12 protein-coding genes and 1 pseudogene are annotated in these 11,040 nt (G+C 51.1%); 6 read left to right on the forward strand and 7 right to left on the reverse strand.

Annotation, left to right across the window (positions count from 1 at the left end; genetic code table 11):
• Nucleotides 1-203: pseudogene (locus AC1DUO_RS21950) on the forward strand (IS4 family transposase); the annotation flags it as partial.
• A gap of 64 nt (nt 204-267) precedes the next feature.
• Here AC1DUO_RS21950 and AC1DUO_RS21955 read toward each other — a convergent pair.
• On the reverse strand, nt 268-999 hold the full coding sequence (locus tag AC1DUO_RS21955) for an energy transducer TonB (protein WP_013575936.1): 732 nt from the start codon (nt 997-999) through the stop codon (nt 268-270).
• A gap of 213 nt (nt 1,000-1,212) precedes the next feature.
• Between AC1DUO_RS21955 and AC1DUO_RS21960 the strand changes: the two genes are divergently transcribed.
• The 3 genes from AC1DUO_RS21960 (at nt 1,213) to AC1DUO_RS21970 (ending at nt 2,241) form a co-directional block, all read left to right on the forward strand.
• Entirely contained in the window at nt 1,213-1,509 is a 297-nt protein-coding gene (locus AC1DUO_RS21960) for a YciI family protein (protein ID WP_037034485.1), read from the forward strand.
• Between the two features lie 163 nt (nt 1,510-1,672).
• Nucleotides 1,673-1,963, forward strand: a complete 291-nt coding sequence (locus AC1DUO_RS21965) for a TFIIB-type zinc ribbon-containing protein (protein ID WP_013575938.1) — start codon at nt 1,673-1,675, stop codon at nt 1,961-1,963.
• A gap of 116 nt (nt 1,964-2,079) precedes the next feature.
• The gene (locus AC1DUO_RS21970; protein ID WP_013575939.1) at nt 2,080-2,241 is read left to right on the forward strand and encodes a YnfU family zinc-binding protein; all 162 of its coding nucleotides are present in this window, start codon (nt 2,080-2,082) and stop codon (nt 2,239-2,241) included.
• Here AC1DUO_RS21970 and AC1DUO_RS21975 read toward each other — a convergent pair whose 3' ends face one another.
• Nucleotides 2,242-2,424, reverse strand: coding sequence for a YciY family protein (locus tag AC1DUO_RS21975; RefSeq protein WP_037034487.1), 183 nt, complete (start codon nt 2,422-2,424; stop codon nt 2,242-2,244). It abuts the gene before it with no gap.
• Nucleotides 2,425-2,721: 297 nt separating this feature from the next.
• Between AC1DUO_RS21975 and cls the strand changes: the two genes are divergently transcribed.
• Together cls and AC1DUO_RS21985 are read left to right on the forward strand one after the other, a co-directional pair.
• Nucleotides 2,722-4,182, forward strand: coding sequence for a cardiolipin synthase (gene cls / locus AC1DUO_RS21980; RefSeq protein ID WP_013575940.1), 1,461 nt, complete (start codon nt 2,722-2,724; stop codon nt 4,180-4,182).
• An 80-nt stretch (nt 4,183-4,262) separates the two neighbouring features.
• Entirely contained in the window at nt 4,263-4,586 is a 324-nt protein-coding gene (locus tag AC1DUO_RS21985; RefSeq protein ID WP_013575941.1) for an HI1450 family dsDNA-mimic protein, read from the forward strand.
• A gap of 204 nt (nt 4,587-4,790) precedes the next feature.
• Here AC1DUO_RS21985 and oppF read toward each other — a convergent pair whose 3' ends face one another.
• The 5 genes from oppF to oppA form a co-directional block, all read right to left on the reverse strand.
• Nucleotides 4,791-5,795: a murein tripeptide/oligopeptide ABC transporter ATP binding protein OppF gene (oppF, locus tag AC1DUO_RS21990; RefSeq protein WP_015690069.1), complete on the reverse strand. Its 1,005-nt coding sequence runs from the start codon at nt 5,793-5,795 to the stop codon at nt 4,791-4,793.
• A gap of 29 nt (nt 5,796-5,824) precedes the next feature.
• Nucleotides 5,825-6,850: an ABC transporter ATP-binding protein gene (oppD, locus tag AC1DUO_RS21995; RefSeq protein ID WP_037034493.1), complete on the reverse strand. Its 1,026-nt coding sequence runs from the start codon at nt 6,848-6,850 to the stop codon at nt 5,825-5,827.
• Between the two features lie 11 nt (nt 6,851-6,861).
• A complete protein-coding gene (gene oppC / locus AC1DUO_RS22000; RefSeq protein WP_477988752.1) occupies nt 6,862-7,770 on the reverse strand; it encodes an oligopeptide ABC transporter permease OppC in 909 nt (302 codons plus the stop codon).
• A gap of 15 nt (nt 7,771-7,785) precedes the next feature.
• Nucleotides 7,786-8,706 carry an oligopeptide ABC transporter permease OppB gene (gene oppB / locus AC1DUO_RS22005; RefSeq protein WP_013575945.1) on the reverse strand — a complete coding sequence of 307 codons (921 nt, stop codon included), beginning with the start codon at nt 8,704-8,706 and terminating at the stop codon, nt 7,786-7,788.
• Nucleotides 8,707-8,893: 187 nt separating this feature from the next.
• Nucleotides 8,894-10,534: an oligopeptide ABC transporter substrate-binding protein OppA gene (oppA, locus tag AC1DUO_RS22010; RefSeq protein WP_013575946.1), complete on the reverse strand. Its 1,641-nt coding sequence runs from the start codon at nt 10,532-10,534 to the stop codon at nt 8,894-8,896.
• Nucleotides 10,535-11,040: the final 506 nt, after the last annotated feature.

Below are 11,040 nucleotides of genomic sequence, written 5' to 3' on the forward strand. Positions count from 1 at the left end.
GCGGTGCAGTGTCGGAGATATTACGGTTGTTAATCGGGCTGCCGTGGGCATCAGCGGGAGCCATCCCGGGTCATCTGAAGCATTTTTACAGCAACGCAGCGATGCTAAAACTGCCCTCGAGACGTGAGCGTGAATATGCGAGGGAAGTGAGAGAAAAAAGGTCGAAATATCCCTTAAAAAACAATGCCGGTCACCTTAAGTGACCGGCATTAGCCTTCATGGCGACCTTTTTTTGCGTGGAAATCACTGGTGATGACCTGTCCTGGCTTATTCGACAGCAGAACCGCCTTTAATCCTGAACACCAGGTTCACCACGAGATTGCTGGCAGCCTTCGGTTCATAGCGCCATTTGCTCATCGCCTGTTTCACTTCCCGCTCAAACATATTGCGCGGCTCAGCTGACAGAACACGTACGTTTTGCACACGACCATCGCTGTCCACATCAAACTGTACACGAACCCGCCCTTCGATACGTAAGGCCAGTGCTCGCGCCGGATAAGCAGGTTCGCCACGCTGCAGCGGCCGCGGACCGGTATTGCTCTGCGCATTGGTAGACGCCGGAGGCTGACTCACGGGTTTAGTGACCGGCTGGTTGCTGGTTACCGGGGCAGTTTGTACCGTTTGCGCCGGTTTTTCGACGGGACGTTCAACGGGTTTCACCTTCGGTTTAACGACCGGCTTTTTCACCGGTTTTGGCTTAGGTTTTGGGGGCTCCGGAATCACAACGGCTTCAGGCGGCGGCGGTGGCTCCGGCACGACTTCCGGTTCCGGCTCAGGTGCTGGCGGTGTCGGTTCAGGTTGTGGCGGCGGCGGAGGGGGTGCAAAGTCGGCCGGATTGACCATCGTTACACTCATCACCTTCTGATCCTGACTTGGCAATTTGATTGACTCGCCCACCGTCATATACAACACGCCCGCAATGACTGCGACATGTAAACTAACAGCAAGCAAAACCGGCACCGTCACCTTGCGGATAAATCTAAACTTTTTTAGCGGCATAATGATTCATTTTCCCCGTGAAGCCGCAAGTTTAAATGTAAATAGCAATCATATTCAACACCGAGATGACAACTATTCTCAAATAACCCTTGTTTTGATCCTACGCAAAGCGCTTTCCCCGGACTTCAGGTTTAGCTATGTTAATTCTGTAAAATAGTCAGGCAGCCTCTGGCTGCCAAAAAACGCTCACTAAAACCCCATTAAAGGTGACTCATGCTTTACGTTATTTATTCTGAAGATGTTTCCGACTCGCTGGAGAAACGCGCTGCTGCCCGCCCTGCTCACATCGAACGCCTGAAAAAATTGCATGAACAAGGCCGCGTACTGATTGCAGGTCCGACCCCGTCCATTGACAGCGAAGATCCGGGCGCCGCCGGCATGACCGGATCCGTGCTGATTGTCGAATTCGAAACACTGGAAGACGCCAGAGTGTGGGCAGATGCCGATCCGTACGTTAAAGCTGGCGTGTATAAAGCCGTGACTGTCAAACCGTTCAAACGCGTATTCTGATGTTTTATGGGCAGTTTTTCGGGCTGCCCGCTATTCCCTGTGCCTTCCCGCCTTCTCTTTAATCAACTTTACTTTTGCTTACGTCAGTTGATTGTCTAAATATCCGGTTACTCAAACAGTTACCTGCGCCTTTTTTCTTTAACAGTCGAGCGGAGAACCTGATATGCAATGTCCGGTATGCAAAGAAAGTCAGTTAGTGATGTCCGAACGTCAGGGCATTGAAATCGATTATTGTCCTGACTGTCGCGGAGTATGGCTGGATCGCGGTGAGCTGGATAAAATCATCGAGAAATCTGCCACATTACAGGCCGCAGAACGCCCTGCAACTGCACGCTATGAGGAACGTGACCGTCGAGACGATCACCGGCCGCAAGGCAATTATGACAACCGCGGCCATTACCCGTCCCAAAAGCCCTATAAAAAGAAGAGCTTCCTTTCAGAGCTTTTCGACTGATTTCACCCCTCACGCGCCATGACATCACACCTCATGGCGTGATTCCCCGAATGCCGTCACATTGCATTCATCGCTTCTGTGTTAGAATGCTTACCCCTACCCATGAGGTAAGCATTATGTCATTCTTCGACGGACTGAAGTTTCTAACCAGCACGACCACGAAGGTCACCTGCCCGGAATGCGGTTATGTTTCAGAACAGATGAGCTCGAAAGTGCGCAAAAACGCCACGCTGGTCTGCAAAAAATGTGGCGCGCTTTTTCAGCCTAAATCCCGTTAATCAGGAATTCCATTCGTAGTTCACGGCATACAATGAAAGGCGCTGGTGCTGCTGATGATGGATTTGACGAATACGGTAAATATGGCGGTAGCGTCTTGACTGCCCTTCCAGCCAGCGGCTTCTCCGGCGCTGGGTCTGGCGTAACATCCGCCACCGGCCGACTTCATTTCTACTGTGTTTCATTCACTTGTGTCCCGTAATGCCCGTGGCTGCTTCTTTAACGAAAGCGCTTCTTTTACAGAAAGTGTCTTGAGCGGAAAAACTGCGGGACATTATAGGCCGATGACGTTGTGATCCAAGTCTTGTTTTCCCCCTTCCTCCACGTTATCAGCTAACCTTGATGTCAGGGCGATGACTCTTTTATTAATCTGATACAGATTACAGAGGTAGCTGATTGATTAGCAGGATAAAGTTAGTTAAAAGGTTTCCCCTTTCACGTACACTCATGCCGATGGCTTGCGAACAGGACTTTTCGCCTTTATGACAACATTTTATACGGTAATCAGCGGTCTTCTGGTTTTCGGTTACTGGTTACTGATTGCCGGTGTCACCCTGCGCATTCTGATGAAGCGCCGGGCAGTTCCGTCCGCAATGGCATGGCTGCTGATCATCTACATCATTCCGCTGGTCGGTATTATTGCCTATCTCTCGTTTGGGGAACTGCACTTAGGCAAACGCCGTGCGGAACGGGCAAAAGCCATGTGGCCCTCCACCGCCCGCTGGCTCAATGATCTCAAAGACTGTAAGCGTATTTTTGCCACTGAGAACAGTGAAATTGCCGCCTCACTTTTCCAGCTTTGCGAGCGCCGTCAGGGCATTGCCGGTGTAAAAGGTAATCAGTTGCAACTGCTGACCACCAGCGATGACGTGCTGCACGCGATGATGCGTGATATCGGACTGGCACGCAGTAACATCGAAATGGTGTTTTATATCTGGCAACCGGGCGGTCTGGTTGATCAGGTCGCAGAATCCCTGATGGCGGCCTCTCGCCGTGGCATTCATTGCCGTCTGATGCTGGATTCCGCTGGCAGCGTGGCCTTTTTCCGCAGCCCTTACCCGGCCATGATGCGCAACGCGGGTATCGAAGTCGTTGAAGCGTTGCAGGTGAATCTGTTCCGTGTGTTCCTGCGCCGGATGGATCTGCGTCAGCACCGTAAAGTCGTACTGATCGACAACTATGTCGCCTATACCGGCAGCATGAATATGGTCGATCCGCGTTTCTTCAAACAGGATGCCGGCGTCGGTCAGTGGGTGGACTTGATGGCGCGCATGGAAGGCCCTGTCGCCACCACAATGGGTATCGTGTATTCCTGCGACTGGGAGATTGAAACCGGCAAACGGATTTTACCGCCGGAACCGGATCTCAACCAGATGCCGTTCGAGCAGGAAAGCGGCCATACCATTCAGGTGATCGCTTCCGGCCCTGGCTTCCCTGAAGATATGATTCATCAGGCTCTGCTGACCGCGACCTATTCTGCACGCGAACAACTGGTGATGACGACACCGTATCTCGTGCCAAGCGACGATCTGCTGCATGCCATTTGCACAGCGGCGCAGCGCGGAGTGGATGTCAGTATCATTCTGCCGATGAAGAACGATTCGATGATGGTGAACTGGGCAAGTAAGGCGTTCTTTGGCGAATTGCTGGAAGCCGGTGTCAAAATTTACCAGTTCGAAGACGGCCTGCTGCATACCAAAAGTATTCTGGTCGACGGCCAGCTCAGTCTGGTCGGCACGGTGAATCTGGATATGCGCAGTCTGTGGCTCAATTTTGAGATAACACTGGTCATTGATGACGCCGGATTTGGCGATGATTTGGGCCGCGTGCAGGAAGATTATATTGCCCGCTCGCATTTGCTGGATGTGGAAGCCTGGCTTAAACGTCCTTTCTGGCACCGCATCGTCGAACGATTGTTCTACTTTTTCAGTCCGCTGCTGTAAAAGCCACGTCGGGCATGATGTAATACACACAGTACCGGCCTGAACCAGCCTGAATACACTCATCTGTAAACGAGAATGATATGGACCTGAATAATCGCCTGACCGAAGACGAAACGCTTGAACAAGCCTACGACATCTTTCTGGAACTGGCCGGAGATAACCTTGATCCGGCAGACATCCTGATCTTCAATCTGCAATTTGAAGAACGTGGCGGCGCTGAATTATATGACCCGGCTGAAGACTGGGTTGAGCACGTGGATTTCGACTTAAATCCGGACTTCTTTGCTGAAGTGGTGATTGGCCTGGCTGACGCTGAAGACCAGCCTATCAATGATATTTTCGCCCGTGTTCTGCTGTGTCGCGAGAAAGATCACAAGCTCTGCCATATCCTCTGGAAAGAATAATCTTCTCCGTCGTCCTTCAGACCGGCTCTGTGTTGGCTGCTTTCATTCACCCCGGTCACTGACATAAGTCAGCTCCCGGGAATTCACTCAATTGCCGCCTTGATCCAATCTGAATGACTTAGCAGAACGATACATAAAGATAACGAAGACGAAAAAAACCTGCCATTGGCAGGTTTTTTTATGCTTTCCGTCTGAGAATATTTATCAGAGCGGATCGACTTTCAGACAAGATACCGCGTGGCGGAAGCTGCCTTCCAGCAACGGACGGGTTATCGCACATTCTGGTCCGGCGATCGGGCAGCGGGTACGGAACACGCAACCTGACGGCGGATTAATTGGCGAAGGTAACTCCCCTTCCAGCAACTGAATGACTTTGTTGCGCTCTTTGTCCGGATCAGGAACCGGCACCGCAGACATCAGGGCACGGGTATACGGATGCTGAGGATTGTTGTACACCTCATCATAAGTCCCCAGCTCGACGGCATGACCAAGATACATCACCAGAACACGGTCAGAGATGTGCTTTACCACCGCCAGATCGTGCGCGATGAAAATCAGCGACAAGCCCATTTCACGCTGCAACTGCTGAAGCAGGTTAACCACCTGCGCCTGGATGGACACATCCAGTGCAGAGACTGGCTCATCACAGATAATCAGTTTCGGTTCCAGGATGAGTGCGCGCGCGATGCCAATACGCTGACACTGACCACCGGAGAATTCGTGCGGGTAACGGTTAATCAGGTTAGGCAGCAGCCCGACCTTTAACATCATTGCCTTCACTTTTTCCTTCACCTCAAGACGAGGCATCTTCGGATTATAGGTTTTCAGCGGCTCGGCAATGATTTCACCGATGGTCATACGCGGGTTCAGGGACGCCAGCGGATCCTGGAAAATCATCTGGATATCACTGCGCGTGTGGCGCCACTCGCTGTCCGACATATTCAGCAGATCTTTGCCCAGCCATGCGACACGACCGTCAGTGGCTTTCACCAACCCGATCAGCGCACGGGCAAAGGTCGATTTACCACAACCGGATTCCCCCACTACGCCCAGCGTTTCCCCTTCATAAAGACGCAGGGTCACGCCGTCGACGGCTTTCAGGGTTTTCGAGGGCTGCCAGAACCATTGTTTACCGTCTTTGATGTCGAAATGGACTTTAAGATCAGCCACTTCGAGCAGAACTTTTTTCTCTGGCGCGTGGGTGTTCATTGCCRCACTGTTCATGATTGTGTTGTCTGTCATACCAGCTCCTCCAGCGGCTTATAGCATGCACGCAAACGGCCATCCCCGAAACGCTCCAGCGGCGGTGCCGAGGAGCAGATATCCATCGCATGCGGACAGCGCGGCTGGAACGGACAACCTTTTGGCAGGCGCAGCAAGTTTGGCGGGTTGCCCGGAATAGTCATCATCGCGCCACCTTCGGCATCAAGACGAGGAACCGCATTGAGCAGGCCGATGGAATAAGGATGACAAGGTTCATAAAACACATCGCGTGCACGGCCATATTCCATGGTTCGCCCGGCGTACATCACCAGCACTTTGTCGCAGATACCGGCCACCACGCCAAGGTCATGCGTAATCATAATGATTGCTGTGTTGAACTCTGATTTCAGTTCATTCAGTAATGTCATGATTTGCGCCTGAACGGTCACGTCCAGCGCCGTGGTCGGCTCATCGGCAATCAGCAATTTAGGGCGGCACAACAACGCCATTGCAATCATCACACGCTGGCGCATACCACCGGAGAATTCATGTGGGAACATTTTCATACGCTTGCGGGCTTCCGGCATTTTCACCGCGTCCAGCATGCGTACGGATTCTTCAAACGCTTCGCGCTTACTCATTTTTTTATGCAGGATCAGGACTTCCATCAACTGTTCACCCACGCGCATGTACGGGTTGAGAGAGGTCATCGGATCCTGGAAGATCATCGAAATCTGTTCTGCGCGCAGCTTATTGAGCTGTTGTTGTGGCAGATTGAGGATTTCGCGGCCATTAAATTTCGCCGAACCGCCGATGCGGCCATTACTGGCCAGTAATCCCATCAGAGCAAAGGCGGTTTGTGATTTGCCAGAACCGGATTCGCCCACAATGCCCAGCGTTTCGCCAGCACGCAGATCGAAATTCAGATCGTTCACTGCGGTAACGTCACCGTCCGGAGTCTCGAACGTGACGCGCAAATCCTGAACATCAAGTAAGATTGGAGGAACTTTGCCGTCAACCGCGGCGGGGGCTGCAAATGTGGAATGTTCAATGGTGCTCATGATTGCACTCCTTAACGATCTTTCGGGTCGAGGGCATCACGCAAGCCATCGCCGATAAAATTGAAACAAAACAGAGTTACAACCAGGAAGCCTGCCGGGAACAGCAGTAACCAAGGTGAAACTTCCATCGAGTTGGCGCCATCGCTTAACAACGCGCCCCRACTGCTCAGTGGTTCCTGTGTACCCAATCCCAGGAAGCTCAGGAAGGATTCAAACAAAATCATGCTCGGCACCAGCAGCGATGCGTAGACCACGACAACGCCCAGCACATTGGGAACAATGTGACGCAGGACAATATTGCGCGTGCTCACACCACTCACCAGCGCCGCTTCGATGAATTCTTTACGCTTGAGGCTGAGAGTCTGTCCACGCACGATACGCGCCATGTCCAGCCAGGACACCATCCCGATCGCCACGAATATCAGCAGGATGTTTTGCCCGAAGAAGGTCACCAGCAGAATAACGAAGAACATGAACGGGAAGGAGTTGAGAATTTCCAGCAGACGCATCATTGCGGAGTCAATTTTACCGCCAAGATAACCGGACAACGACCCGTAAAGCGTACCGAGAATAACGGCCACTAACGCTGCCGCTACACCGACCATCAGGGAAATACGTCCGCCGATCGCCACACGTACCAGCAAATCACGGCCTGAAGAGTCAGTGCCGAAATAGTGGTGAGAAGCAAAATCAGGCGCCGCTGACATCATATTCCAGTCGGTATCATCGTAGGAAAACTGGGATAACATCGGCGCAAACGCCACGAATAGCGCGATAAATGCCAGCACGATCAGGCTGGTGACCGCGGCACGGTTGTGCATAAAACGACGTCGTGCATCCTGCCACAGACTGCGGCCTTCAACTTCGAGTTTTTCGCTGAAGTTTTCCACGACGTCGCTATTTTTCTTACTTAACATCATTGACGTACTCCGGCATTAATAACGGATTTTCGGGTCGATGACGGCATAAAGCACGTCGACGATCGCATTGAATAATATGGTCAATGCGCCCACTAAAATGGTCAGGCTCAAGACCAGTGAGTAGTCACGGTTTAATGCACCGTTAACAAACAGCTGGCCAATGCCCGGCAATCCGAAAATGCTCTCGATGACCATCGAACCGGTGATAATCCCAACGAAGGCCGGTCCCATGTATGACAATACCGGCAGCAGTGCAGGTTTAAGCGCGTGGCGCAAAATGATGCGACGCAGCGGCAACCCTTTGGCGCGAGCTGTACGGATGAAGTTGGAATGCAGAATTTCGATCATTGAACCGCGGGTGATACGCGCAATACTGGCGATATAAGCCAGTGACAGTGCCACCATCGGCAGGATCATATATTTGGCACCACCGCCATTCCAGCCGCCGCCAGGCAACCATTTAAGCGTGATGGCAAATATCAGCACCAGTAACGGCGCAACCACGAAACTGGGTATGACCACCCCCGTCATCGCAACGCCCATCACCGTGTAATCCCATTTCGTGTTCTGGTTGAGTGCTGCGATAACGCCCGCACTGACGCCAAACACAATCGCCATGATAAATGCCGCCAGACCCAGTTTCGCTGAAACCGGGAAAGAAGCCGCAACCAGATCATTAACGGTGTAGTCCTTATATTTGAACGACGGGCCAAAATCGCCTTTCGCCAGTTGTTCTAAATAATGGAAATATTGCTTATACATTGGGTCATTGAGGTGATATTTCGCCTCAATGTTCGCCATCACTTCTGGCGGAAGATTACGCTCACCCGTAAAAGGGCTGCCAGGTGCAAGACGCATCATAAAAAACGAAATGGTGATCAGAATGAATAGCGTCGGAATCGCTTCCAGACAGCGGCGTAAAATAAACTTTAACATTGCCCGTACCTGTTTCTAAGCCTGTCACTACAGCTTGATAGTTTTGGCTTGGTCACGACGACTATCGGGTGATAGCCGCCGTGGTGGCTCTTTGCTTCAGCACCGAAAACCGGCACTAAAAACATTACCTTCATCAATAAAGAAGGAGCAAGGCAGCTCGGGGATGCCTTGCTCTGACACTGATTAATTAGTGTTTGATGATGTATAAGTCTTTAACGTAGACGTTGTCCTGTGGATCTTTACCGGTGTAACCACCAACGTATGGTTTCACCAGACGCGCGTTCACGTAGTAATAGACAGGCACAATCGCAGAATCTTTATCGAGCTGGGTTTCAGCTTTCTGATACAGCGCTGCGCGTTCTTCGTCAGTTTTCGCGGTCAGCGTGTCCGCGATGTCTTTATCAAACGCAGGGCTCTTATAGTGAGCCGTGTTGTTGCTGCTGTCAGACAGCATAGTGTTCAGGAAGGAAGAAGGTTCGTTGTAATCGGAGCACCAGCCAGCACGGGCGATATCGAAGTTGCCCTGATGACGGCTGTCCAGGAAGGTTTTCCACTCCTGGTTAACGAGTTTCACGTCAACACCCAGGTTTTTCTTCCAGATAGCGGCAGCGGCGATAGCCAGTTTTTTGTGCAGATCAGACGTGTTGTACAGCAGGTCGAAAGTCAGTGGTTTAGCTGGGGTATAACCCGCTTCAGCCAGCAGTTTTTTAGCCTGCTCGTTACGCTGTTCCTGAGTCTCTTTAAACCAGGCCGGAGGCGTCAGTTTTGCACCATCAGTGTAAGGAGGGGTATAGCCATAAGCTGGCAAATCGCCCTGCGCTTTTACTTTGTTCACGATGATGTCGCGATCCAGGCCCAGTTTCAGCGCTTCACGAACGCGTGAATCAGTGAATGGTGCTTTCTGGTTATTGATTTCGTAGTAATAAGTGCACAGGTACGGGTCAACGTGGACTTCGGTCGGGATTTCTTTTTTCAGTTTCTGGAACAGTTCGATCGGCATGTTGTTATAGGTCATGTCGATTTCGCCGCTACGGTAGCGGTTAACGTCAGTCACTTCAGAGGAGATTGGCAGGTAAGTGACCTGATTAATAACGGTTTTCGCGTTATCCCAGTAAGTCGGGCTACGCTCCAGAACAATACGTTCGTTAACGGTCCAGGTTTTCAGTTTGTATGCACCGTTGCTCACGTAGTTTTCTGGCTGAGTCCATTTGTCGCCAAATTTCTCAACAACACTTTTGTTTACCGGCTTCATCGCGGTGTGAGACAGCATTTTGACGAAATAGGGAACAGGTTCGGTCAGAGTGACTTGCAGGGTATGGTCGTCAAGCGCTTTCACACCCAGAGTATCAGGGCTTTTCTTACCGCTGATGATGTCGTCAATGTTTTCGATATGACCGTATTGCAGATAGCTTTCATACGGAGACGCAGTTTTCGGATCCGCCAGACGCTGCCAGCTGTAGACAAAATCTTCGGCTGTTACAGGGTCGCCGTTAGACCATTTAGCTTCCGGGCGCAGGTGGAAGGTCCAGACTTTAAAATCTTTGTTTTCCCAACTGGTGGCTACACCAGGAATAACGCTGCCGTCTTTGCTATCGGTATTTACCAGGCCTTCCAGCAAATCACGGATAACGTTAGATTCCGGCACGCCTTCGACTTTATGCGGGTCGAGAGACTGAACTTCAGAACCGTTGTTGCGCACCAACTCTTGTTTGGCGGCCAGAGTCACGCCTGCTGGCACGTTGGCTGCGAATGCATTATTGATTGAAACAGATCCTACTGCAGCCAGAATGCAGGCAGCGAGCAGATTTTTTTTTGTGATGTTGGTCATTTTTATTCAACTCCAGTTTTTATTATGAACTTGCACGCCCGGGTGCAAGATAAACCCTTGCTGGGTCAATGGGTTTCAAAAGCAGGAACGAATTGCTCAAGAAAGGCCCCCATGTAGTTACCACCCGCAGATGGCTGTCCCCTATTACTGCATGTATTACTCAATAACGTTGGAAACGTCAGGCTGTTGTTCGCCATGTTGTTTCCGGGATCGTTAAGGATGATCCCACCCCATTTGATTTACCCCGTGCACAACAAAACAAGGTTCTGCGTCACACCAGGTAATCACATACTGTTATTCCTAACCTTAACAATATTATTTTCTTATTCGCCTGACGGCGATAGAAAGCCCTTCGCAGTTAAGCGCCTGAATTCAATTAATGAGAAGAAGAGATGAAGGTTTGTTTTGCTGAACCGGCAGACTCAACAAAAGACTGTGTAATGTCGCCAGCACAATGCCCGGCTTTCTTTTCGCAGAAAGCGGATGAGGATAATTTTGTGGTACGC

The sequence above is a fragment of the Rahnella sp. P4_A8 genome (assembly GCF_056402435.1).

Excerpts from the sequence above, each read along its gene's own strand:
- AC1DUO_RS21955 (WP_013575936.1), bottom strand. The coding sequence starts at position 999 with ATGCCGCTAAAAAAGTTTAGATTTATCCGCAAGGTGACGGTGCCGGTT.
- AC1DUO_RS21960 (WP_037034485.1), top strand. The coding sequence starts at position 1,213 with ATGCTTTACGTTATTTATTCTGAAGATGTTTCCGACTCGCTGGAGAAA.
- AC1DUO_RS21965 (WP_013575938.1), top strand. The coding sequence starts at position 1,673 with ATGCAATGTCCGGTATGCAAAGAAAGTCAGTTAGTGATGTCCGAACGT.
- AC1DUO_RS21970 (WP_013575939.1), top strand. The coding sequence starts at position 2,080 with ATGTCATTCTTCGACGGACTGAAGTTTCTAACCAGCACGACCACGAAG.
- AC1DUO_RS21975 (WP_037034487.1), bottom strand. The coding sequence starts at position 2,424 with ATGAAACACAGTAGAAATGAAGTCGGCCGGTGGCGGATGTTACGCCAG.
- cls (WP_013575940.1), top strand. The coding sequence starts at position 2,722 with ATGACAACATTTTATACGGTAATCAGCGGTCTTCTGGTTTTCGGTTAC.
- AC1DUO_RS21985 (WP_013575941.1), top strand. The coding sequence starts at position 4,263 with ATGGACCTGAATAATCGCCTGACCGAAGACGAAACGCTTGAACAAGCC.
- oppF (WP_015690069.1), bottom strand. The coding sequence starts at position 5,795 with ATGAACACCCACGCGCCAGAGAAAAAAGTTCTGCTCGAAGTGGCTGAT.
- oppD (WP_037034493.1), bottom strand. The coding sequence starts at position 6,850 with ATGAGCACCATTGAACATTCCACATTTGCAGCCCCCGCCGCGGTTGAC.
- oppB (WP_013575945.1), bottom strand. The coding sequence starts at position 8,706 with ATGTTAAAGTTTATTTTACGCCGCTGTCTGGAAGCGATTCCGACGCTA.
- oppA (WP_013575946.1), bottom strand. The coding sequence starts at position 10,534 with ATGACCAACATCACAAAAAAAAATCTGCTCGCTGCCTGCATTCTGGCT.